Here is a 24,620-nt window from a genome sequence, read left to right as displayed (position 1 = left end):
GTAGAACCCGGTTTGCCGTTGAGGTTAAATTCAAAGCCTAACAAACGATTCAAATCTCCATCCTGAACAGTACGCTCCCCTCTAAGGTTAATAGCATCTGTTTTAATAATGGCTACCAGATCTTTTGTTAATCTACTTACCACACGTTTGTCTTTAGCGTTTTGCAACAACACACGAATCGCATTCCGAATCAATTTACCTGCCTTACCGGCACGCCCAAATTCAGAACCATTCTCACGTGTACGTTGAAACGCAGGATCATTTGCAATACGGTTACCATCAATACCACCCTTGGTACGTGCCAAATGTCCATCACTTGTCTTGTAAAAGGAAATATCATCCAGAGTTCCCTTTAATTTAATAATACCAGTTTGTCTTGCCATAATTTCAAAATTTTTTATTTAAATCAAAACTCCGTATCTTTAAATAACTATCCCAAAAGCACCTCCCTCCTATGCCGAGAAAGGCCTTTTTTGCCATTTTTAACCAAGGATGATGGTAGTATTGAGTATAGATAAAGTATGGATAAAGTATGAGCAACCTCAAACGACTATGTATTTACCCAAAAGATATTATGCGTATCACTGGCAGAAGTGAGCGCTATAGCCGTCTATTATTTAAGAAGATTAAAGATCATTTTGGTAAAGAAAAACACCAAGTAGTCACATTCAAAGAGTTTTCCGAATACACTGGTATTGAAGAAGATATAGTAAATCAATACATTTAAAATCAAATCATTCGGTTCACTATTCGGTTCCCTCCTATTTAAAAAGATGTTTAATTAATTGATATACAGCGTAGAAAGAGGAACTGGATAGTTCCTCTTTCTACGCTAAAACCCCTGTAAACATTTGATTTACAGGGGTTTATTTTTTGAGTTGATAGCTTAGTTGACAGTAGTCTTAGGTCAATTGTTATATTAATTCATTCAGATTTACACCCTCATACCCCACTTTATTTAATATTGAAGGCTTATCTGAATTACTTTTGGGACAAAAACATCCGTACTAACCGTACAAGCTTTTAGTTCTTCATCGGGATATTACCCATTTATCATTTTAGAAATATCCATTTCATTCAAATTCTTATTTAACCAATATGATTCTAATTCCTTTTTAATAATAATTGGTTGTCTCTTTTTTGTATTATGAATCCTTTTGAATAATGGACTTGCTTCTTTTGGTTAATATTGTAAATGTTTACAATATGCGCAGAACTACTGGCGTCATCGACAGAAAGTACGCTTCCTACTTTACTCATTTTTTTTCGCACTAATTTGTCTCATAATGTCTTCCATCATTTCTACTTGTAATTGCTGAATGTTCAATAAATCCTGTTGCTGATGTATTATCAGATGGTCCAGTTTTTCATGTAATGTCCGTATTTCAAGTTCTGCCTTCAGATTAACCATGTAATCGAGTTTAGCGCGCTTTCGGTCTTTTTCCTCTTGGCGGTTTTGGCTCATCATAATTATAGGTGCTTGTAAAGCCGCTAAACAGGAAAGAATAAGGTTAAGTAAGATAAAGGGATATGGGTCAAACCCTTTATCCGCAAGGATTATAATATTTGAAGAAATCCATATAAAAATAATTATTGAAAAGAGAATAATAAATTTCCAGCTTCCACCAAAGGAAGCTACTTTATCCGCTAATCGCTGCCCATAACTGCCTGCAATTTGATCTTTTTCAGAAAGTGTATCAGCTGAAATGAGTTCTTGTTTTTCAATACTATTTAACACATCTTCTTCTAGAATAGAAAGTTCTCCAGCTTCATTTAGCAGATAGGTTTCCAGATACTTTTGCCTATAATGATTTAATTCAGAAATAGAAATGGCACTGTGTTTTGTAAATTTGGGATGCTCACTTTTAATAACATTAAATACTGAGGCACGAATGGTCTTTCCTAAAATCATTTCAGATTTTGGAAATTCGGTTTTGGATATGATGCTCTTAAATGTTTCCATTGTTAATTGCTTAATTGTATTAATTTTATTTTAATCCAAATTATAAAGATAGCTAAAGTGCTAATTGTTGTAAATACTAAAATGATTAGGGAAAAACTATACTTAATTCATCTTATTGGTCATAAAAAATATACAAGAGCCATCATACTACAAACTTAGCACTTGTCATTTCCGGATCTTTAATTGATTAAAATCCAAATGCAACGCTCCTGCGGAAATCAACAAACATAAAACTCTGTTCAATAAAAGTTTCTGAAAATTGATAGTGCTTATAATACGCTTTTCAAACTTAAAAAGCATAGGAAAGTTTAAGAGTCGTTTCTAATTGTGTACAAAGGTCTATGACCTTATGAATATCAACAGAGCTATCTTCATTTTGTGATGTGTAATTTATTTCGCAAAGTGCCGAATGACCTGCATCTGCATTGTTCCATGTAGCAGAACTTTCTTGAGTTACATCATCCAATCGTTCCAAAATAAGTGCTTTTAAGTCTGGTTTTAGAATTTTGATAATAAGCCTATAGTGTCGCTCATGATACCACCACCAACACATATTAAATTATAGTATTTGTTAATTTCTATTGTTTTTTTGACTGTATTCCTTCAGATAAATTTTTTAGTTCAATTTACTTCAATATTACTTCAATTGGAAATAGATAACTGCTACCTAGGTAGCAGTTAGTATCGAACAATGCCATTACTTTTGAAGTACGATAACAGCATTATAAATCTAAAAATTGCCAATTAAAAAATATCCTCAAGATAATAGTTACACCAACAAAACACCGATTAAAATTTAATGAGTTGAAGGATTAATTAATACTTTTAACATGAGCACAAGTTTATTAACCAAAGTATATACCAATTTATGGTGGCTACAAATAGCATTGGGAATTGTCTTTATTGCATTTGGTATTTGGATTGCTTTGGTACCAAAAGAAAGCTATCCAGAATTAAGCGTATTCTTTGCTATAGCAATATTAATTACTGGTGCATTTGAAATAACACGAGCCATTAAAAACAAAAACTATTCTCTAAATTGGAAATGGTATTTATTTGGTGGTTTGGCAGATACAATTGTAGGCGTTATTTTATTAGCGAATCTTGAATTGACAATGAAGCTATTGCCTATTCTATTAGGTGCTTGGATAGTTCTTAGAGGTATACTCTACATTATTTTAAGTTTGGAAGTACGTAAAGGTTCATTTTCAAGATGGTTTGTTTTGCTTTTCTTTGGCATTTTAATAATTTCAATGGGTGTTCTTATTTTAGTAATACCAGAGTTTGGCACTCACACTATTGTTTATGCTACAAGCATGGCTTTTATTTTAATTGGAATTTTTAGAATAACTTTTGGACGATGTTTGTATCAATATAAGTTCCATTAAAACGAAATGATCATGCAAATACTTTACACTTTATCAGTTGTATTATTTTGATTTTATTGTAAATGCACAAGTAAAAATCTGAAGTTATAATATTGGAGTTGTAAATGATAATGTAGAAACTCTTACATACATTTAATGTAAACTCCTATTTAATATATACCAAGACTATAAACTGAAGTCTATAAAACCTGGGCCAAATAGCATTACTAGCTACCAACATGTATTGCTTTCCTGTGTAAGTGAGTTTTCCTTATACTAATTATTCATTTAGTTGTTTTTAGTATTTATGTTTTAGCTTCTGGCTAAATGTCATTAATTAATGAGTCCAAATCAAATTCAAAGGGATGGTCTTTCATAAAACTAAATAACGCTTTTTTTAATTTTTTAATGCCATGTTTAATTCGGTCCATTTTTTCTAAAAGTTGAAAATGCAATTTACTCTCTTCATGATTATCGGTTAAGTTATGAGTGTCAATCAATGTTGCTAATTCTTTTTTATGTAGTTTGATCTGCTTGATTACATCTTCAGATAATTTATACAGTAAAGCTTCTATATTTCTATAGACTTCTTTGTGGTTTAAATCTTCGGTTGTCGTGTTATTTATGCGATCTGATATCAGACTATTAAAAAAAACTAATTCTTCTTGGTAAAAGACAACATCCTCAATCCATTTATCCGTATGGTCATACATAGCTTTAAGATTGTCTTCCATTAATTTAATTGCATTGTCATTCATGATTTCTAATTTAATTTCACCCTGTTCCAATATTGTGTTCTGCCTATAAGGGAAAACCCTATATAGCCTCTTACTTTTAATTTATTTGGGTTATCTAAAGTGATGTGACATTTATAGATTTTGCCGGTTTCTGGATCTAAAATTGAACCATCTTCCCAAGTATCACCATCTTTTTCAAGACCTTGTAATATAACCATTCCTTTTACTGGTTGGCCTTTATTTGCACCTTCACATTTATCACATAGCTTATTTTCTTTTGCTTTGTCTAAAATTTGAACAATTCTACCATATACCATTCCATTGTTTTCATAAATTTCTACTACCGACTTTTCTTTACCTGTATGGTCATCAATGGTTGTCCATTTACCAAAAATTGATTGTGCATGAGATAAACTAATGCCAAATAGGAATAGAATAATAAACACATTCTTAGTTTCCATAAATTTAAAATGAATATTTAACACCAATATTAATTCCTGCTCCACTTGTATTTATAAATTGTGTTGGAATTTTTCTTGGTTCATTTTCTGGCACTGGACTTGTAGCACTTAGATTGTAATCATCCGTGAAAATAAATTCCTTTTCTGAAACCGGTAAATCTGTTAATTGTTGTCCTGGTACTAATTGCGATTGTCCACCAGTTACAGCTCTAGTTTCGTATTCTTTTATGGAAGCAGATTTGCTTTTAATGCTAAAATTTCTAAATTCAAATTCCCCAAAAAGACTTAATTTATCACCAATTGGATAGGTTAAACCTGCTGCTGCACCAAACCCAGTACTGAATTTTGATTTCACTTCAGTTTTTGCATTTACTACAATATCAGTACCTTGCCCACCACCATCAATTTGAGTAACATTAGTATCTATAGTTAATTTTCCAGCACCAGTCATAACTAATCCAATTCTAGCATACGGATTAAGTTTTTTAAAATTTGGTGTTAAATAGACTGCTGGCATTAAATCGACGCCACGTATGTAAGCTTTTTCTTCTGAAATTAATTGTGGACTAGTAAACTTCCCTATCGTTTCCTTACTCCCATAAAAGTAATTAACACCTAATTCTGCGCCAATATAATTGTTAAACATATAACCGCTTGTAACATTAAATTTAAAACCACCACCCAATGTTCCGTTTAATGCTTTTACATGAATTGTTGATCCATCAGTGCTAATCTCAGTTGATTGTTGAATCATCGTAATACCATTAGGATCTGCATTATTAAATTCAGTTTTACCAGATTGTGCAATAAAACCACCACCAGCTCTTAGATAAAATCCTTTAGAATGTTGTACATCATTATCTTGTGCTTGCATATTTAAACCTATCACTACCATAGTAACAAGCATCATACTTAATTTTGTTTTCATGTTTATTTTGTATTTAAAATTTTGCTGTTTATAAATGTACACTAGCTTTAAAACAAACAGTGCTACCTAAGTAGCACTAATAAAATTGAACCGAAAAAACCATTATTCCAGATAATAACTTCAATCTAGATCATTTTGAAATTAAAATTCATAATTAATAGAACTAAACGAGTATTGAAATGGTAGTTTTTAAGTTTTTTACTCTGAATTAATTACCTCATCTATGTCTACAATTACAGTTATTTTAAATGTTTTTTTGGTCTCAGTTCCATCTGTGTAAATTAACTCAACAACATTATTTCCATTAGCAACTGTTTTAAAGCTGAATATATAGTCTGTTACCCTGCCTTTATACTGAACCTTATCGGTTTTTAGTAACTCAATAGATGCTGGCAGTGATGCTAACTTCCAGTTGAAATTAGGGCTGTTATCACCTTCCAATAAAACCTGGAAAGGATCGGCCTTCCTCAATTCAATAGTTGAACCATTATCATCATAAGTATATGGGTAGGAACATCCCATAAAAAGACTGAGGACTGTAAACAATGCTGCGACGTCCCTTATTCCTTTCATTTTAAAAAATTTAGAGTGTAAAAGTAAAAATGCCATTTATATTGTTTTGCTACTTTTATTATTTATCTAATTAGTTAGTGAAATACTTTTTAAAAGCTTGATATAAGTACACGATTTTTCTCTATCTCACTTTTAAAGAGGGAATATCCCTTTTGGTATGGCATGAAATCCAAAACTTTTAACCTTGTCTTGTATGGTTTTAACTTCAATCGTTTTTGAAGTAAATACTGTAAATTCCTTAACAAAATTGGTGGTGTTTAATAGCACATCTTTTACGCCTTCAATCTTTAATAGCCCATGTTTAATTCTCTCTAAATCATGGGAATCTGTCGCATCAGTTCCAAATATTTTCCCGTGGTTTCCCGGGATAACGTTTTCCGATAAAAAGCTCATGGTATTATTTATTTAATTATTTTTAGGTATTATTATGTTTCTGTTGACAAATGAAAAATAAGATCATCTTGATATACCAGAGTTGCTTCATTGATATTTATCATATAACCATGGTAATATAGTTGGTGGTTTAATTTTCGATGATTAAATCGCAATACAGATAGTCTATCTTTTTACTGTCTTAATTTATTGTAAAGAAAATCTATAATGACAAAAAGAATTGCTACCTAAGTAGCAGTTCCTTTTTTTAAAATTAGAATACCTTTACGCAAAATAAGAATATCAATTTATGGCATTCACAATTGCCTTTATAGTATTGGTTGGTTTTGCTATTTATGCTTTTACTTCTACCAGAAAAAAGAAAGTAAAACCCTTTCCTGCCAATTGGCATAATTTACTCCTACAACATGTTTATTATTACAAGAATCTATCTACTAGTGAACAAAAACGATTTCAAAACAGAATGATGATGTTTTTAAGTGAAGTGAATTTAGAAAGCGTAGATTTTGAATTGACTGAACTTGATAAAATCTTAATTGCTTCAAGCGCTGTAATTCCTGTGTTTAATTTTCTCGAATGGTATTATAAAAACCTGAGTACGGTTTTGGTCTATCCAGACCAATTTAATGAGGATTTGGGTTTTGCGCAAACCGATAAAAAACGCCAAATTGCTGGTATGGTAGGTAACGGACAATTTGAACATCAAATGATACTTTCTCGAAAAGCTTTGCATGAAGGTTTTGAAGAAAAATCACATATTCATAATACGGGAATTCATGAATTTGTCCATTTAATTGACAAACTAGATGGAATTATAGATGGTGTCCCAGAGGCTTTAATACAAAGAAGTTATGTAATTCCTTGGTTAAAAATTATACATAAAGAAATGGAAGCCATCAACGCAAACCAATCCGATATTAGAAATTACGGTGGCATTAACGAAGCGGAATTTTTAGCAGTAGCTTCAGAATACTTTTTTGAACAACCTGCACTCATGAAAAAAAAGCATCCCGATTTATACCAAATGCTTCAAGTTTGTTTTCAAACTAAATAAGAAGAAAACAAACTTATTTCTTTTAAATCCACACCTCATTAAAAAATAGGAATATTGTGTTTACAACTTAATCTCAACATGTTTTAAAAATCATCTTCATTTATCCTACTTGGTTTATACTATACATAAAATAGACTAAAAGCCTATCCCATCCATATAAAAAAACGAAACCACGTAATTAAGTGAAGAGAAAACATTAAATAACCACAAACAAAAATTGCTCCAGAACACATAAAAAAAACCAAATTCACAATGTATCAACTAGAATAAAAAAAATCATTCACTTAGGGTAAACATACTCTGGTTGATATTCATTAAAATGTGCTTCAGTTTTTTTTATGTGCTCTTCAGCTCTTTTTTTCCAAGCCTCATATTCTACTTTTAATTTTTCACCTTCTGCTTTAAGTTTTTCCCCTTCTTTTTTAGCATTTCCATCCAGTTTGGACGTACCAGCCTCAAGGTTTTTTAGATTATGATCAAACACTTTGTGAAGTCGTAATTCTGTTACTTTATCTTTAGGCGTAAGAACATAAACATCATTTGTAGCCAAATATTCATGGGCAATGTTAATTTCTGCATTGGCAACTGCTTCTTTAAAACCCTCTTCAGACACATCAAAATTATCAGCCAGTTTTCCAGCAATGTTTCTTAATTGGTCAATAGCCATATCAAGGCTTAATTTGGACTCTCCCGAAACGTTTTTACCTTCTATTAATAAAGCGTTTATACCATTAATAATTTGTTCTGATGCTACTTCTCTATTTTCTTCATTAATTGAAGCTAATGCATCTCTAAAATATGAGTCAGACTCTCTAGGAACTTGGTTGACTGTACTTTCTTCAATTACTGTTTCTGTAAGCGGTTCTTTTTTTTCTACTCTATCTTTACAGCCTGCTAATAAGATTGTAAAGATTACAATTGCAAAATAAATTGTATTTTTCATTGTTATAAAATTTGGTTGTTTTAAATTGATTTCTAATTCGTTTTCTGAATTATAATGTAAATTTAAAACACCTTAAAATTAATAAATGCTACTTAGGTAGCAGTACTTATTTTTTATATAAAAAATTTCAATTCTTCTCTGAAACGCTATTTATTAAGAGTTGTAAATCTTCAATGCTAGTTTTTTTACGTTGTATGTTTAACATTCCTGCTTTTTTAAAATTCTGGATATGTCTGTTTACTACAGCTCTGGTAGAACCTATCATGTTGGCAATTTCATCGTGCGATAAATCGTTAATAAGTTGTAATTTACTAGAGGATTCATTTACATTGGACAATATAAGTTTAGCAAGTCGTGTTGGGATATCTGATAATACATTGTCTGTTAAGTTAGTTTCCAGCATGCGCATACGTCGGCCAAGATAAGGCAATAAGGTTTTGTTTATTTTTGGGTGTGTTTCTATCCACGCACGCATAACATCAATAGGTGCAATAAGTACTTCCACATTGTCCAATGTCTCAAAATTCATGGAGTGTTTTAAACCGTCTAACAATGAAATAACATCAAAAACATCATTATCATGTAACAAAAAAACGGTAAACTCTCTTCCATTTTCAGGGCTTATTTGGTACATTTTTATCCGTCCAGAAACTATAATGAAAAACTTATAAAAAGTTTGGTCTCCATGAAAAAACTCTGTGTTTTTTTTCCACTTTTTTAATGAAAAACAATCCATTAAGGAGATTACCGTTTCTTTATCTAAATTTTCAAATAATGGATTTTCCTGTATTTTATTTAGACAATATATATAATTGGTGTCTTTAGGATTCATTTTAATTATCTGATTGGTTATTGCGGTACATCAAGATACGAAATAAAACTAAAAATTTCACAAAGTTGTTCATATTAATAGTACCAACTAACTGTCTAGCTAACTAATAATCAACACCTAATCCATGGAGTCGATTTTTAGACTTATGTCTTATTGTTCCTGCTCCAATTATTAACACATCAATACTTATTTAGTAAGAAAATTAATAAATTAGGTTACTTTCAGTTACTTGAACTTGATTTATCTTCTAAACTTGGTTTCATTACTTTGCCCAAAACCCTGGTTAGATTGACCAAGTCCAAATCGGTGTCATACACAGCATACACTTTTATCCAATATGGCTTGAATTTTTCTTTAAAGAAGCGTAAACTTTTGTAATGACCAAACTGTTTTATCCTTTCGTAAGCCAATTTTAAGGCTTGCTCTGTAATATTCTCTGGTTTTTCAATTCCTGACAAGGGCACCATACCTAAACTGATGCTCGTGAACCCTTCTGTCTTATAATATTGCATCATTTCTGCAAATAAGAAATCCATGGTTCCACTAGGTGCGTCGGCGGTTTTTCGCATTAAATCAAAGTTTACTTGACCTTCTACACTACTCTCTACAACATTAATAAAGGCAACAATATGCCGTTCTGAGTTTTCAATGGTCAAGATGGTCTGGTTCCTCAATTCACTCTCGCTAAAAACCCCTTGTGAAAAGCATAGTTCGGTTCTATCCATATCCTTTAACCAACTATTGGAAACAAGTACCAATTGTTGTAAAAAGAGATCTGTTTGAGGCGCGCTGTTTACTTTAAAATAAAATCCACTTTTCTTGAGTTTATTAATGGAATTTCGCAATGGCTTTGCATCGCTTCCTTCCATAGTGAAGGTTTCAAGATTAACAAAAGCATCCTCTCCCAAAAGCAATTTCTTTTTGCCAAGATTTTCATATGTTTTTAAGGACTGCTCCGGAATGCGATAGTAAATGGCATTTAGGTTCTTTGAGAGCATTGCGGCTTCAAACTCTTTTATTTTTTTCTGAATGACTTCAGAAGAAAAATCCTTTAATACTGGGTTTTCCAAAACCACGGCATAGCTTTTTGTTGTTTTATAAGCTATAAAGCCTTCATCATTAAAGAAATAAAATTGCTTGTCTGGGTAGGTTTTAAAGTAATCCATAGACGAATTGCCATAAGCCTTGATCATTAGCTTAGCTTTTTCAAATTGTGAAACATCTACCATCGATTTTTGTTTAAACCGCTTAAACAGCAGCCAAAAAAAATAAAGCATACTAGATATCCCTAAAAGATGGATGCTTGTTAAAAAATACCGTCCAAAGACCGTGACAGGGTTTAAATTGGCATCAATAAGCACAAAGCTTTTTAAAGTTTCCCTAATGGATTCTCCTAAGGTAAAATCTATTTTAAAATGGCGTGGGTCAATAATGTAAAACCCTAAAAAACCATATATTAGGACACAAACCATAAATATCAGTCCATTTTGCCATTGCAACTTTTTTAACGGAATGGATTTAATATAATAGGTTTTACGTTGATAAATTAAAACTACAATGGCAACAATTGCCAATATGGCTTCCTCGTAATCGATTCCTTTAAATAGGTGACCTATCAAAGAAAGTATGGATAAGAAAAGCGCAAAATAATAGGAGTTTTTATATCCTTTGATAAGTGTAACAGAAGAAATTAGTAAGACAATCCCAATAACAAGCACAGCAGTATTGGACATTTCGATAATATGATAAGGAATAAAATCCTTCAGAAATTGTAGTCGAGACACCAATGCAGGTGTTAATGCTGATAGGATATTAACAATTCCCAAAAACAAAAGCAAAATAGGTGCCAACAGCTGGGTAAAGAGTCGGTCCTTTTTAAATAAAATGGCTAACAGACCAAGAAACATAACACTCCAAAACTCAAAAAAACGAAATAAAAATACCACAGAAAGTGCAGAAACAGCACTATAATCGAATAAGGTAAGTGCATAGGAAAGTGCTAATTCAATGGCACCAATCCCTCTCAAAAACGGCGAACTCAAAAGAATAATAAGGACCAAGGCATAACCAATAACTGCAACCATCCAAGAAGCCGTAAAACCTAATGCACCCATTGCAATATACAAATGCGCAATGCCTATTACTTCGATTACACATGAAAGCAATACAACTTTTAACAACTGTATCTTATTTATAGATTGTTTTCGCAAAGCATTGAGAATGTTTACGAATCCAGGTGCGTTTTTTTCAATTTGCCTATAAACAAATCCGTGTTTAACAAGGCTTATGACAAGGTAAACAAGTAAACCGAAAATAGCAATGAGGCCCATAATGCCATACACCATAGCCTCCTTGAGATCGCCTTTTAAAAATAATAAAACAAAGGCTGGAAGTGCTACCAGAATACTGGAAACCACGGAACATATCGAAAACAAAGTAGAAGCATAATAAATGTAGTTCTTTTCAATACCTTGTTTTTCCTCAATTTCCTTATTAAAAAATAAGACATTGGTTAAAGTACCTGCAGGAATAAAAACACTGATGAAATTCCGTTTCAAATAGAGTAACATTCCAACTTTAAATGGAATTTTTTTTTGGATGGCCTTAAAACTATATTGATACATCCATCCTTGAACAATTACAAACAAAAAAACCAATAACACACCCAATACAAGCCATATAGTCTTTGCTTGCGCTAAAACCCCTTTTACTTGAGTTAATTCTGTTTGCTCTTGTTTTATGAAGTAAATGGCCAATAAAACAGAAAACACACCTAATACTATCTGTAAGATGATTTTCCAATGTAACGTAATGTTCTTCTTACTTACGTGCAGCTCCATGTTACTCCTTGGTATTTTTCCAAATAACATTGCTATATGGATAAGGAATTTCGATGTCTTCTTTGTCAAATCGGTCTTTAATACTTTCTAACAAATCACAGCCCATAACAAAAGCATTGCCAGGATTGGCAGCCCAAGTCCAAGCACGCAATGTGATCGAAAAATCACCTACTGAAATAACACGTATTGGAGCAATATCGGTGTCCTCTTTTTTATGGAGATGTTCTCGATGGTCAATAAAAAAGGGATGGGATATAATTTCATCCTTCATAAGTGTTTTGGCTTTTTTTATATCGGCTGTATAAGAAATGCTTATCTCTACCCATTGGCAACAAATATCTTCGGCAAAATTTGCGTTGATAATCACTTCATTGCTCATGATTGAGTTTGGGATAATAACCCGTTTGTTTTCATAATTCTTAATAATGGTATGCCTTAAAGTAATATCTTCAACCACGCCACTATTGGATCTAACCGTTACTCTATCTTTCAATCGGTAGGGTTTTGTTACGACTATCATTATACCACTAATGATATTGGACAAGACTTGTTGGGAAGCAAAACCGATAACCGCAACCAAAACACCTGCTCCAGCTAAAATAGTAGTAGCGATGTGCTTTAAATTGGGAATCATAAAAATAACAAAACTAAAGCCTATCAAAATAATAACAAACCCAATAACACGCTGTAAAAACTTTGAGTTGGTGGCATCAAAACTATCATTAATCATGTGTTTTTGAATACCTCTACCAATTATTCTATTAAAAAATAAATAAATTATTATAGTCATGACAATAATAATTATGACATGAGTCAAAAGAAATGTATCCTGCTTTAAACTATCCAAAAACGATTTCATCATAATAGTGTTATTTTCTATTTTTAAGCCATGAATCCAAAGGCTGTAAAACAATATTTATAACAAGAACCAAAACAGTACTTATCAAGCTCTCCATAAAATACCCAGAAGCTGCTAAACAACCTATGGCTGCACTGCACCAAATAGTGGCTGCAGTGGTTAATCCATGAACATTAAAGCCTTCTTTAAAAATGATTCCAGCCCCCAAAAAACCAACACCTGACACTACTTGTGCAATAATTCTCGTAACATCCACATCATTGGAAAAATGATTGAACTGAATGGACAGCATGGTAAAAACAGCTGCTCCAGTAGCCACTAACATAGTGGTTTTTAGTCCCGCAGATTTATGCTGCCATTGGCGTTCAAAACCAATGCAAAGCCCAGCCAATGCAGCAGCAACAAGTCTCAGTAAAAAATCTGTTGTTGTCATAATTATTTTAAAATATAAAATTCAGAATTATAATAGAATTAAAAATAAAGCGATTTTAATTGTGAAAATGCTACTTAGGTAGCAATTAATAATTCTAAATTAAATGTCTTATTAAAACAAGTTAATTCATAGAGTTTTCAAAAAAAGGAAACTATAATTACTGTTATTGCCAGAGCTATTGTTCCCAAAAAGTAATACGGAGAATTACATTTTTAATACTACTCCCTCCTGCTTTTGCAACAAGACTGCCCAAAAAGGTTAGAAAAATAACGACAAAACCCTATTGTAAATACTCCATTACAGCCAATAGGTAAAAAAGAAGCACCAGAGGACCAGACAGCTTCCTATGGCTTTGCTTGAGTAATATCTGTTATCCCAAATTCATCTCTTGCGTGAGTTTTTAATTTTTATTAAGTTGCTATTTACCCTTCTAAACCAATTTTTTTTTGTGGCTGTAAATAATCAATAGACTCAAAAGAGTTACACTAACTAAAGTTGCAGGAACTGTACCTAAATCCAAACCACCCAAATCACGTGTTTTTGTAAGTAAATCTCCAAAAGTGGCACCAAACGGACGTGTGAAAACAAATGCAACCCAAAACAAAACAATATGATTTATTTTGGTTGTATAATGCAATAGAACTACAATTATAATAACCCCAGCAGTTACGATTGCTCCTTGCAAATAACTCAATCCAATAGTATCACTTAAAAAGTCGCCAAAAGCCGTACCCAAACTATTTGAAAAGAGAATAGCTATCCAATAAAAAAGTTCGACTTTTCTATCAAAAATAGGATAAACCTCAATTTTACCAATGGTTCTATGCCAAACCCAAAGGGTATTTAACAGCAAGGTTATTAATATCAAAGAACCCGCTAGATAGCCTAAATGAAGCGTTCTGTCCATAAAATCAGATATTTCTGTACCAACAGTTGTCGTGCCAACAATGACCAACCAAAATAAAACAGGAAGGTACTTTTTAGCGTTTAATTGAACAATCAACACCAAAATAAAAAATAAACCAGTGATTCCAAGACCAACAGCATAGCCTAATTTAAGGGTCTGGGCCAACAAATCGCCCAAAGTTTCTCCTAAGGTGGTAGCGATAATCTTCATGACCCAAAACAGCAGTGTAATCTGTGCTACTTTGTTTAAATTTTTGAAATGAACATGTGTTTTTTTCATCTTATCTATTTGATTCATCTAACAGGTTGCGCTTTTTCATCACTTTTAAAATCAAATATATAACACCAGAAATTACAGCACCATAAAACCAAAATCCCATTTCAAATTCAAAAGGTTTCATTTCTACAACATCCCCAACCAAATCAAAAATCCAAAATAGAAGAAAGACAGCACAAAGACCATTCTTTTCTTTTTTAAGTACCTTTTTAAAACTAAACGGATAGTTAGCCTTTTTATAATTTTTGAAAGACGGAACAAATGCAGGTACGTTTTTTGCCCATTCTAAATAGGTTTGCCCAAATTTTACTCTCAAGAAATTTTCTTCTGCATACATAATCCGTTCATAATAAAAAGCGTAGAAAAAAATAAATGCAATAGAAAACCAAGCATTTTCAGTAAGCATGGCAACCCCAAGCCACATAAAAAAATTCCCTAAATATAATGGGTGCCGAACAACAGAATAGATTCCTGTTGTATTCAATTCTTCCGCAACTTGTCCAACTTTGGTATTTCTACCAGAAGTATTCTTTGGTGTATGTCCAACAGTAATAATTCGTATTAAAAGGCCGAACAAACTCACGGCAAGGCAGATAAATTCAAATCCTTCAGAAAACCAAGTTTCAGGTGTTTCTATTTCATAATATTCGGTATGAATATAAACTGATAATCCAATTACTAAAATAATTAAGGGCAGATAACTTCTGTTTTTGAACAGATAATCGCCTTGTACTTTTAATTCTTCTTGTAGAGACATTTTTGATAAATTTTTTAATTATTCATCAAATAACGTAAGTATTTTAATGCAAATTTTAACAGAGAGGTGCAGAACAATTTATCTGTACAAATTGGTGGTGTTAGTGTAGAGTTTTCTTGAATTCCGTAGGTGTTAAGCCCTTGTGTTTCTTGAATATGGCGTTAAAAGAGGATTTTGAATTGAACCCGACATCATTTGCTATGGCTAAGAGTGTGAAATGGTCATTCTGGTCGTTTTTCAACCGTTTTATAAATTCTTCAACACGATACCGATTAATAAAATCCTGAAAACTTATGTGCATATGTTCGTTCAAAACCTCAGAAATATACTGACGAGGAATGTCTAATTTTCCAGAAACATCGTGAATCGATAATTTCGCATTGAGAAATAATTGATCCCGTTCCATGGAACGGATCAGATCCGATTGGTATTTGGCTATTAGTTTGGGATTTAAATTGGAGTTTTTATATTTATTTGTTTCTGTTTGTGGTAAAAGTTCTTTGCTTTTATTCAGCAATTTAAAAGCTATATAATAGAACAGAAACGCAACGACCAATAAAAGATAGGTGTTGAAATTTTGGTCATTGAACAAGGGTATTTCTGCGTATCCAAGGGTTTTAAAAATATCATTTATAGAAGAAAGTCCAAACAAAACAACAATGGGAATGGCAAAATAAATAATCCAATGTTTCTTTTTGACTGTAACAATTGAATATATAATTAACGACAAGTAAACAACAAAAGTTAATTCGGAAAGAATTTCAAAGATTTCGACAAACAAATTCTCTTCAACCAATTTTATTTCAATCCCTTCAATAATGAAATAGATTATATTGGGAAGGAAAAAAAGGTAATCGACTTTATCAAATTTGTCCTTTCCACTTTTATAATATCTAAAAAACAGAAAAAGGAAGGTTATAAAAAGTGAACTATCAAAAAGAAACCAATCTGCATCCTGAATGAAAATATTGTTGTCGTCGTCCCCTAATATATATAACAAAACGGAAAATAAACTTCCAAACAACAACCAAAATGTTGTCTTTTTATAATCTTTGCGATTGATAAACAAAACGGAAAGGACAAAAAGCCCTTGAATTAAAGCTATTATTTGAAGTGTTTTAAGCATGCGTTTTATTTAACCATTTGCAAGTTAGAAAAAATTGTGATTTCAATTAGCATTATTAACTCTATTGCGTTAAGTATATAAATCAATGCGTAAATTTATAATCCATTATTTTAAAAACAATCTTTTGGTATAAAAACGTTAGCCATTAATTGGGAGTCGATATACATTACTTATTCCATCAAATTCTTTCTTCAATATCCTCTTGATAATAATCTAAATAGACACAGGTCCAATAAAAACACTAGCCGAATAAAAATTATTTCAATAAGTTAAAGGCTTGTTTGGCAATCTCCAATTCTTCATTAGTAGGAATGACTAGGATTTTCACTTTGGAGTTAGAGCTGCTTATTTCTCGTAATTCTTTGGATCTTAATTCGTTTTTAGCTTCGTCTAAAACAATTCCGAAGTAATCCATTTCTGCGCACACCAGTTTTCGTATCATGTTAGAATTCTCACCTATTCCAGCTGTAAAAATAATAGCATCCAAACCGTTCATTGCCGCAACATAAGCGCCAATATATTTTTTAATACGGTAAGCGTTCATGTTTAAAGCGAGAATACACTCTTTATTTCCTTTTTCAGCTGCAGCCTCAATATCTCTTAAATCACTGTGTCCAGTAAGCCCCAACATGCCACTTTTATTTGTGAGCAGATCCTTAACTTCATCCATACTATAGGCTAAATTATTGACTAAATGGTAAATAATCCCATGGTCTATATCGCCACTTCTCGTTCCCATAATCAAACCATTGGAAGGTGTAAAGCCTAAACTATGGTCCATACTTTTACCATCCATAATGGCCGTCATACTGCATCCATTGCCTAAGTGAATGGAAATAATTTTGGATGTTTTGAGTTTTAAATAGGCAATAGCTTTTTCGGAAACATATTGGTGACTTGTTCCGTGGAAACCATAAACCTGAATACCTTGTTCTTCATAAAAATTATTAGGAATTGCGTACTTATTGGCTACTTCAGGAATGGTTTGATGAAAAGCAGTGTCGAAAACGGCAACTTGTTTTGCCAAAGGAAAAACCTCTTCAGCAACAAGAATGCCTTCTAGATTCCCTGGATTATGCAAAGGTGCCAAAGCAGCATATTTTTGAATATCTTGCTTCACTTCTGCAGTGATTAAAGTGGTATTTGAAAATGAATTTCCACCATGAACCACACGATGCCCAACAATTTTAATATCATTTGTACTCTCAATAACACCTTTTTCAGGATCTAGCAATAATTTTACAATTTTATGCAGGCCTTCCTTGTGCGTCCTTATTTTATCTGTTTGTTGAATGGAAACAGAATTTGTCTTATAATTCAAACTGGCATCTTTATGGCCAATTCGCTCTACTAATCCACTACATATCAAGGCTTCGGAAGGCATTTCTATTAACTGAAATTTTATAGAAGAGCTTCCAGAGTTAATTATTAATATGTTCATAGGTTTTTATTTTTTAAATGTCTTGTGCTTGAATTGCAGTTACAATTACGGTGTTGAAAATATCGTCTGTGGTACAGCCTCGGCTTAAATCGTTAACAGGTTTGTTTAATCCTTGAATTATGGGTCCAATAGCTAATGCCTTGGTTTCTCGTTGTACTGCTTTATAGGTGTTGTTTCCTGTATTTAAATCTGGAAAAATAAACACATTGGCTTGTCCGGCAACTTCAGAGTCTGGCATTTTAGACTTACCAACGGCAATGTCTACTGCTGCATCATATTGAATGGGACCTTCCACTTTTAGGTCCGGTCTTTTTTCCCTCACAATTGCTGTTGCTTTTCGTACTCTTTCTACATCTTCTCCAACACCTGAAGCTCCTGACGAATAGGACAACATGGCAATTTTAGGTTCAATCTCGAAAGCCAAACTGGTTGCTGCCGATGAAATAGCGATTTCAGCCAATTGCTCCGCTGTTGGATTCGGATTGATTGCACAATCTCCATACACAGAAACGCGATCTTCCAAAAGCATAAAAAACACAGAAGAAACAATGGAAGCTTCTGGTTTTGTTTTTATAAACTGAAGCGCTGGAATAATGGTGTGTTGGGTAGTATGAGCTGCTCCTGAAACCATCCCATCTGCATGGCCCTTATAAACCATCATGGTGCCAAAATAAGACACATCTATCATTAAATCTTTAGCCATTGCCAGATTTACGTTTTTGTGTTTTCTAAGTTCGTAAAGAGTTTCTGCATAATCGTCGAAATAAACAGATTCACTAGGGTTTATAATATTGATTTTGTTTAGATCCAATGCAATATCGTGCGTAGTTAGTTTTTCCTCAATCTCCTTTTTATCTCCAAGTAAAGTGATTTTTACAACATCTAGCTCTACCAGTCGTTTGGTTGCTCGTAAAATACGTTCATCCAATCCTTCGGGTAATACAATATGCTTTTTATTGGCTTTTGCTTTTTTCAATAAGTTATACTGAAACATTCTAGGCGTAATTCCATTTGTTTTGAAGGTAATAAGACGTTCGATTAATGCATCAATGTCTACATACTTTTCAAAATCCTTGATAGAAAGTGTGATCTTTTCAGTGTTTTGGGCATAAATTTGCGACTTTATATTTCCAAGACTATTGGTTACAGAAAATGTACCTCCTTGTACTGAAATAATAGGAACAACCGCTGATAGCCCTTCAATAAGTTTAATAATGGAATCTTCGGGTATTAAACCGCCTGTAAGGACGATTCCCGAAATAGACGGATAATTATCTGAAATATTTGCCTGCAAAGCTCCTAAAATAATATCGGCTCTATCTCCAGGCGTAATTACCAAAGCATTTTCCTTTAAATGAACAAGATAGTTATGAAGTTGCATAGCACCCACACTAAAATTACCCGCTTGATTGTTTACATGGGCTTCTCCAAAAAGAACTTTTGCATCCAACGTGTCCACAATTTCCTTGATGGAAGGATGTGATAAAATAGGATTTAGCGGAATTGCATTTACAATCACTTCCGATGGTAAGTATTTTTGCAATTCAGTAACCACCAAGGCCTGGTTTTTAAACTCCACTTTATTGGCTATAACCGCTAAAACTTGAACACCTTTATCCCTAAATGAATCGAAAGCCATTTGTAAGTTACCCACAAATTCGTCTAATGTTTTTCCAACACCACTCGCTAATATAATGGCGGGCACTCCAAGGTTCTTGGCAATTAAAACATTAAAATCAAATTCCATAATGGAACCATCACCAGTAAAGCTTGTGCCTTCCACTAAAACGAAATCAAAACGATCTTCAAGGGCTTTAAATTTTTCAATAATCTTCCCAATTATTTCACCATCCTTGTTTTCATTCTTCATCTTGATGACCTCACTTCTTCTAAAGGCGTAGGCATCTTCAAATTTTATATCTAAGTTGAAATAGGTGGAAACCGTATTTATATGATTGTCTATTTCCCCGGGGTTAAAGTCGTCAATAATAGGTCTAAAATAGCCTACTTTGGCTGCCTTCCCCAATAGAGATTGCATCAACCCTAATGAGACAATAGACTTACCACTATTAGGTTCTGCAGTGGCAATATAGATGGCTTTGTTCATTTTTAAAATTTTGACAAAAGTATGAAACATTTTGCATCCAAGTGGCGAAGACTTGTATTATTGGACGAGATATTTTCTTTTAACTGAATTTGAATAGTTATCTAAAATTTATTATCAATAATAGCTCTCTATTTAAGCAATTACAACGTATAAGTTACTCTCGCAGTTCATTTTCTTCTCGAATCGACTGTTCTGTTTTTATCTCACATTTTTTAACGTTCCACAGCTTCTAGCTTGAAGATAGTTCTCTTATTTCAACATAATACCTCCTGTTCTTAAAATATAAAACCACTCTTTTTTTAATTCAATTGAAGGTTTAAGCTGTTTACAAATACTTTGTATATTTGTCTTGATTGGTTATCAATTAAGAATCTATGAACAAACCCATACACCAATTTTTCACAGAAGATCATCATCGCATTGAGAAATTGTTGATTAATGCGACGAAAAAATCGGGTGAGATTGAAATGGATTATTATCATCAATTTCGAACCCAATTGTTGCGACATATCAAAATGGAAGAAAAAATTCTTTTTCCAGCAGCAAAAAAGGCAAATCCTGAGGTGATGAAAGAACTCCTTCCTCAATACCGACTTGAACATGGAGCCCTGACCGCCTTAATGGTGCCTCCCCCAACTTTGTCCCTAATAAAAGTGATAAGGTATCTTTTGGATAAACATGATCTGGCTGAAGAAGAACCAGGAGGATTATATGATGTTTGTGAGCGCTTGACCCATGAACAAACACAAGAAATTTTAGAACAACTCATGGCAACAAAGGAAGTTCCTGTTCACCCTCCCAATCCGGCACCAATAGCAATGGCTTCGGCCAGGCGTGCTTTGGAAAGAGCGGGTTATGATTATGATGAAATGCTTCGAAACGCTGAAAGTCAAAAAAAATAGAAGCATTTAAAAAGCGTTCATAAAAAAAGGAACCTTATTGGCTCCCTAAATACTTATTCTTTTGTTTTGATGACTCTGACCTTCCATTCGTCCGGACCTTTTTCAATATATTCCCATCTAAAAAGATCATCACTTTCTGCTTCCATCTGGTAATAAAGAGGTATGGGATCATGATCGTTGATGAATTCAAAAGCTTCACCCGGTTTTGTATCAGCAAATGCTTTATAAAACATTTCATGGCGCTCTGTTGGTGGAAAAGGACGTAGATCAAATTCATTCACAATAGCATAACCATCATCTCCTAATCCGCTTTTAACTTTTTTAGTGATATGTACAACGTATTCATTTGGCTCTTGCTTTTTATAGGTCCAAGAATGTTGCCCTTCAAATTTCTGAGTAAAAATATCGTGGATTTCCTTTGGATTTTCAGCAGCAATTATTTCCATAATATCCCCTGGCTCCATCATGCCATAACGATGAAATACGATTTGCTTCCATTCTTTCTCATCAGCTTTCCGAAGATCGAGCAATGTTGAAATATCTGTAAATTCTCTGCCTTGTGATGCCTCGGTACGAGTCACTTTCACAGTCCATTCTCTTCCCCCTCGGTTGAGATATTCCCATCCAACTACATCGCCATAAATGGAGCGGAACTCGTAATAGAGCGGAATAGGGTCATGATCGTTGATAAAAACAAAACTGTCATCAACGGGTAATTCCTTAAAAAGTAAAAGTAATCTTCTATGTCTTTCAATAGGAATATGTATGCGCATATCTAATGCTTCTGCTTGTGTTTTTGTATCCAAAGTACTTTTTTTTAAAGTGTGAATTTTTATTTTTTATTGCTGATTTATTCTTTCTATTAAGAAAAAAATTAAATCAAAGGCAAAGATAAATAGTTTCATTCACACGACACAAATTATATCGGACAAATTTGTCCTTAATAAGAAATTTTGCTTAAATTTGCACCTAGAATTAATAAAGTTGATCTCTAAAACGTAATTAAAAAATGATAAATCCACGTATTGAAATCAAAAAACAACAAGAATATTTGCCACATAAAACATCTAGCACCTATTATAATTAAACTAAACACCTAATAATTAAATAAAATAAAAATGGAAAATTCAAACATACTAAATGCAACGCTTCTAGAGCCAAGAATAAAACATGCTACCATATTTGCACGTTATGATGAACTTAAACCTGGAGAACATTTTATTCTGCATAACGACCATGATCCAAAGCCACTTTACTACCAACTTATGCAACTAAAGGGAGACGTTTTTACCTGGGAATATTTAGAGCAAGGCCCTGAATGGTTTAAAATAAAAATAACCAAAAATTAAGTAATCAATAATTAATTAAACAATTTCAACAAAATGGAAATACTAGTAGATAACATTCTTAATGTAACCTTGTTAGAGCCTAAACATAAACACCCTACCATTTTTGCACGGTATGATGCGTTAAATGAAGGAGAAAGTTTAACCATACATAATGATCACGATCCTAAACCACTTTATTACCAACTTCTTGGAGAAAGAGGGAATGTTTTTACATGGGAATATTTGGAAGAAGGTCCAGTATGGTGGAAAGTTAAAATACGAAAGAATATTTGTGGTGAAATCGATGAAACGCTAGGAGAGCTTGCTGCAAAGGATTTACGCAAAGCAGAAGTTTTTAAAAAGTACGGCTTAGATTTTAGTTGTGGTGGAAAAAAAACGGTAAAAGAAGCTTGTGCAGAGAAAGGACTTGATGTCACTAAAGTAGAACAAGAATTACAGCAAACGGATAAAGTTCCAGCTTCGCACCCTATGCCCTATGATGAATGGGAATTGGATTTCCTTGTAGATTATATTGTTAACACGCATCACCGTTATCTTAGAAAAAATTTACCGGACATTGCTAAATATGCCAACAAAGTCATGGAAGTTCACGTCGAACAGCATCCGGAACTATTAGAAATCAATAATATAGTTCAAGCTGTAAACGAGGAAATGACAGCTCATATTGCAAAAGAAGAAAAGCTACTGTTTCCATATATCAAAGAGTTAGCGCGTGCCGATAAAAGTATACCAAAGCCAAAAGCAACACATTTCAACTCGATAGAGGATATTGTTGACAATCATGAAAAAGAGCATGAAACCGTAGGAAATAGTTTGAATAGCATCAAAAAACTCACCAATAACTACGTGTTACCTGATGATGCTTGTGCGAGTTATACCTTAATGTATAGCATGTTAAAGGATTTTGAAGAAGACACGCTTCTACATATTCATTTAGAAAATAACATTCTATTTCCAAAGGCCATTCAATTAGAAAAAGAATAATGAAACCAATTAACGCCAATACCAAAATTGCTCGAATTATAAAAGAACATCCAGATGCATTAGAAGCGATTATCAGCATCAGTTCAAAGTTTGAGAAATATAGAAATCCCTTGTTGAGAAAGGTATTTGTTGGGCGAACAACTATAGCTATGGCTTCAGAAATGGCTGATTGCGAGATGTCTGTTTTCTTCGATAAACTCAAGCCATTGGGCTTTGAAATTGATGAAACAACGCTGCCCATTGAAGAGGAAACAAAAGAACTGCCAGCATTTATCACAGCACTTACAAAGGAACAGATTATCGATTTTGATGTGCGTGAATTGCTAGCTTCAGGCAACGATCCGCTGAGCTTAATTTTAGGCAAAATTAAAACGGTTCAATCTGGCCAAGCATTAAAAATCATTAATACGTTTGAACCAGTTCCGTTGATTAAAATGTTGGAAAATCAAGGATTCGTTACTTATACAGACGTCATAAGTGATGCTTTAATAGAAACATATTTTTATAAACAAACGGACACGGATACCATTTCAGAAACACCCGAAGCAAGTTCAAGTAAAGGATGGGATGATGTTATGGATCGATATAAAAACCATTTAGTAACGATAGATGTAAGGGAATTGGAGATGCCACTCCCAATGCACACTATTTTAACTGAGCTGGATAAATTACCTTCAGATAAAGCTTTGCATGTATATCATAAACGTATTCCTGTTTTTTTACTGCCCGAATTGGCGGAAAAAAACTTTGAATACCGTATTAATAACATCAGCGATGGTAATGTGCATCTTTTAATCTATAGAAATTAAAATGTTTGTTCCAAGCGGCAGCAGTCCTATAAAAAACACATCACATAAAGTGGTCATTCCTTTTTATGGCTATGCTGCAGTATCATTTTTACTAGCAACCATATTAATGATGTTAAAAACGGATGCATTTACCCAACATTATTTTAACCCCTACACCTTGGCTATTACACATACTATGGCATTGGGCTGGGGCACAATGATTATTCTAGGCGCAAGCCATCAGCTATTTCCGGTTCTGATTGAAGGTAAATTACACAGTAATGTACTGGCTCATCTATCATTCTATTTTGCCGCAGTTGGTATTCCCTTATTGATTTTTGCGTTTTATAAATTTGATATGGGTATCATCGCACAAACGGGAGCAATTCTTATCAATCTTTCCATAATTTCTTATATCACTAATCTTGTTGTTAGCATCTCTAAAAGTAAAAAGGGAAATGTGCATGCCATGTTCGCAATTACTGCTTCGTTCTGGCTCATTTTAACCACTGGATTAGGGCTTTTATTGGTTTATAATTTTACGCATGATGTGCTTTCGAAAGATTCCTTATATTATCTTTCATTTCATGCTCACATGGG

General features: G+C 33.1%; 26 protein-coding genes and 1 pseudogene. 8 read left to right on the top strand and 19 right to left on the bottom strand.

Features of this window, described 5'->3' with window-relative positions; genetic code table 11:
* Positions 1 to 383: pseudogene (locus tag VKY47_RS10400) on the bottom strand (hypothetical protein); the annotation flags it as partial.
* 149 nt (positions 384 to 532) lie between these two features.
* Between VKY47_RS10400 and VKY47_RS10395 the strand changes: the two are divergent.
* Entirely contained in the window at positions 533 to 727 is a 195-nt protein-coding gene (locus tag VKY47_RS10395) for a hypothetical protein (RefSeq protein WP_324312600.1), read from the top strand.
* 525 nt (positions 728 to 1,252) lie between these two features.
* On the opposite strand, the gene VKY47_RS10390 is transcribed toward VKY47_RS10395, so the two are convergent.
* Both VKY47_RS10390 and VKY47_RS10385 read right to left on the bottom strand, forming a co-directional pair.
* Positions 1,253 to 1,963, bottom strand: a complete 711-nt coding sequence (locus VKY47_RS10390; RefSeq protein ID WP_324312599.1) for a DUF1003 domain-containing protein — start codon at positions 1,961 to 1,963, stop codon at positions 1,253 to 1,255.
* A gap of 289 nt (positions 1,964 to 2,252) precedes the next feature.
* Complete coding sequence (locus VKY47_RS10385) at positions 2,253 to 2,516, bottom strand: malate:quinone oxidoreductase (RefSeq protein ID WP_324312597.1); 264 nt, start codon at positions 2,514 to 2,516, stop codon at positions 2,253 to 2,255.
* A gap of 277 nt (positions 2,517 to 2,793) precedes the next feature.
* Here VKY47_RS10385 and VKY47_RS10380 point away from each other — a divergent pair, with 277 nt between their 5' ends.
* The gene (locus VKY47_RS10380) at positions 2,794 to 3,351 is read left to right on the top strand and encodes an HdeD family acid-resistance protein (RefSeq protein WP_324312595.1); all 558 of its coding nucleotides are present in this window, start codon (positions 2,794 to 2,796) and stop codon (positions 3,349 to 3,351) included.
* A 302-nt stretch (positions 3,352 to 3,653) separates the two neighbouring features.
* Here the strand turns inward: VKY47_RS10380 and VKY47_RS10375 are convergent, their stop codons facing one another.
* The 5 genes from VKY47_RS10375 to VKY47_RS10355 form a co-directional block, all read right to left on the bottom strand.
* Entirely contained in the window at positions 3,654 to 4,088 is a 435-nt protein-coding gene (locus VKY47_RS10375; RefSeq protein ID WP_324312593.1) for a hypothetical protein, read from the bottom strand.
* 5 nt (positions 4,089 to 4,093) lie between these two features.
* Entirely contained in the window at positions 4,094 to 4,528 is a 435-nt protein-coding gene (locus tag VKY47_RS10370; RefSeq protein WP_324312591.1) for a DUF2147 domain-containing protein, read from the bottom strand.
* 4 nt (positions 4,529 to 4,532) lie between these two features.
* Entirely contained in the window at positions 4,533 to 5,456 is a 924-nt protein-coding gene (locus tag VKY47_RS10365) for an outer membrane beta-barrel protein (protein ID WP_324312589.1), read from the bottom strand.
* A 198-nt stretch (positions 5,457 to 5,654) separates the two neighbouring features.
* Positions 5,655 to 6,065, bottom strand: a complete 411-nt coding sequence (locus VKY47_RS10360) for a hypothetical protein (RefSeq protein WP_324312587.1) — start codon at positions 6,063 to 6,065, stop codon at positions 5,655 to 5,657.
* A 96-nt stretch (positions 6,066 to 6,161) separates the two neighbouring features.
* Positions 6,162 to 6,422 carry a heavy-metal-associated domain-containing protein gene (locus VKY47_RS10355; RefSeq protein ID WP_324312586.1) on the bottom strand — a complete coding sequence of 87 codons (261 nt, stop codon included), beginning with the start codon at positions 6,420 to 6,422 and terminating at the stop codon, positions 6,162 to 6,164.
* Positions 6,423 to 6,711: 289 nt separating this feature from the next.
* On the opposite strand from VKY47_RS10355, the gene VKY47_RS10350 reads away from it, so the two are divergent.
* A complete protein-coding gene (locus VKY47_RS10350) occupies positions 6,712 to 7,476 on the top strand; it encodes a M90 family metallopeptidase (RefSeq protein ID WP_324312584.1) in 765 nt (254 codons plus the stop codon).
* 280 nt (positions 7,477 to 7,756) lie between these two features.
* On the opposite strand, the gene VKY47_RS10345 is transcribed toward VKY47_RS10350, so the two are convergent.
* The 10 genes from VKY47_RS10345 to pta form a co-directional block, all read right to left on the bottom strand.
* The gene (locus VKY47_RS10345) at positions 7,757 to 8,419 is read right to left on the bottom strand and encodes a hypothetical protein (protein ID WP_324312583.1); all 663 of its coding nucleotides are present in this window, start codon (positions 8,417 to 8,419) and stop codon (positions 7,757 to 7,759) included.
* Positions 8,420 to 8,546: 127 nt separating this feature from the next.
* Positions 8,547 to 9,251, bottom strand: coding sequence for a Crp/Fnr family transcriptional regulator (locus VKY47_RS10340; protein WP_324312581.1), 705 nt, complete (start codon positions 9,249 to 9,251; stop codon positions 8,547 to 8,549).
* A gap of 221 nt (positions 9,252 to 9,472) precedes the next feature.
* On the bottom strand, positions 9,473 to 12,091 hold the full coding sequence (locus VKY47_RS10335; protein WP_324312580.1) for a phosphatidylglycerol lysyltransferase domain-containing protein: 2,619 nt from the start codon (positions 12,089 to 12,091) through the stop codon (positions 9,473 to 9,475).
* A 1-nt stretch (position 12,092) separates the two neighbouring features.
* Positions 12,093 to 12,881 carry a mechanosensitive ion channel family protein gene (locus tag VKY47_RS10330; RefSeq protein ID WP_324312579.1) on the bottom strand — a complete coding sequence of 263 codons (789 nt, stop codon included), beginning with the start codon at positions 12,879 to 12,881 and terminating at the stop codon, positions 12,093 to 12,095.
* A gap of 79 nt (positions 12,882 to 12,960) precedes the next feature.
* Positions 12,961 to 13,383, bottom strand: a complete 423-nt coding sequence (locus VKY47_RS10325) for an MgtC/SapB family protein (RefSeq protein WP_324312578.1) — start codon at positions 13,381 to 13,383, stop codon at positions 12,961 to 12,963.
* A 430-nt stretch (positions 13,384 to 13,813) separates the two neighbouring features.
* On the bottom strand, positions 13,814 to 14,569 hold the full coding sequence (locus VKY47_RS10320) for a COG4705 family protein (RefSeq protein WP_324312577.1): 756 nt from the start codon (positions 14,567 to 14,569) through the stop codon (positions 13,814 to 13,816).
* A gap of 1 nt (position 14,570) precedes the next feature.
* Positions 14,571 to 15,323, bottom strand: a complete 753-nt coding sequence (locus VKY47_RS10315) for a methyltransferase family protein (RefSeq protein ID WP_324312576.1) — start codon at positions 15,321 to 15,323, stop codon at positions 14,571 to 14,573.
* A 100-nt stretch (positions 15,324 to 15,423) separates the two neighbouring features.
* Positions 15,424 to 16,449, bottom strand: coding sequence for a helix-turn-helix domain-containing protein (locus VKY47_RS10310; protein ID WP_324312575.1), 1,026 nt, complete (start codon positions 16,447 to 16,449; stop codon positions 15,424 to 15,426).
* 256 nt (positions 16,450 to 16,705) lie between these two features.
* Complete coding sequence (locus VKY47_RS10305; RefSeq protein WP_324312574.1) at positions 16,706 to 17,890, bottom strand: acetate/propionate family kinase; 1,185 nt, start codon at positions 17,888 to 17,890, stop codon at positions 16,706 to 16,708.
* 13 nt (positions 17,891 to 17,903) lie between these two features.
* Positions 17,904 to 19,997, bottom strand: coding sequence for a phosphate acetyltransferase (gene pta, locus VKY47_RS10300; protein ID WP_324312572.1), 2,094 nt, complete (start codon positions 19,995 to 19,997; stop codon positions 17,904 to 17,906).
* 374 nt (positions 19,998 to 20,371) lie between these two features.
* Here pta and VKY47_RS10295 point away from each other — a divergent pair, with 374 nt between their 5' ends.
* Positions 20,372 to 20,899, top strand: a complete 528-nt coding sequence (locus VKY47_RS10295; RefSeq protein ID WP_324312570.1) for a hypothetical protein — start codon at positions 20,372 to 20,374, stop codon at positions 20,897 to 20,899.
* A 53-nt stretch (positions 20,900 to 20,952) separates the two neighbouring features.
* Here the strand turns inward: VKY47_RS10295 and VKY47_RS10290 are convergent, their stop codons facing one another.
* On the bottom strand, positions 20,953 to 21,705 hold the full coding sequence (locus VKY47_RS10290) for a DUF2249 domain-containing protein (protein ID WP_324312568.1): 753 nt from the start codon (positions 21,703 to 21,705) through the stop codon (positions 20,953 to 20,955).
* A gap of 312 nt (positions 21,706 to 22,017) precedes the next feature.
* Between VKY47_RS10290 and VKY47_RS10285 the strand changes: the two genes are divergently transcribed.
* The 4 genes from VKY47_RS10285 to VKY47_RS10270 form a co-directional block, all read left to right on the top strand.
* Entirely contained in the window at positions 22,018 to 22,248 is a 231-nt protein-coding gene (locus tag VKY47_RS10285) for a DUF2249 domain-containing protein (protein ID WP_324312566.1), read from the top strand.
* A 33-nt stretch (positions 22,249 to 22,281) separates the two neighbouring features.
* Entirely contained in the window at positions 22,282 to 23,232 is a 951-nt protein-coding gene (gene ric / locus VKY47_RS10280) for an iron-sulfur cluster repair di-iron protein (RefSeq protein WP_324312564.1), read from the top strand.
* A complete protein-coding gene (locus VKY47_RS10275) occupies positions 23,232 to 24,041 on the top strand; it encodes a DUF2249 domain-containing protein (RefSeq protein ID WP_324312562.1) in 810 nt (269 codons plus the stop codon). The genes ric and VKY47_RS10275 overlap by 1 nt, the downstream gene beginning before the upstream one ends.
* A 1-nt stretch (position 24,042) precedes the next feature.
* A partial coding sequence (locus VKY47_RS10270; protein ID WP_324312561.1) for a hypothetical protein occupies positions 24,043 to 24,620 on the top strand: 578 nt, incomplete at its 3' end.

The sequence above is a fragment of the Xanthomarina sp. genome (assembly GCF_035306705.1).
Taxonomy (GTDB): domain Bacteria; phylum Bacteroidota; class Bacteroidia; order Flavobacteriales; family Flavobacteriaceae; genus Xanthomarina.
This window is presented reverse-complemented; position numbering and strand designations above follow the sequence as displayed.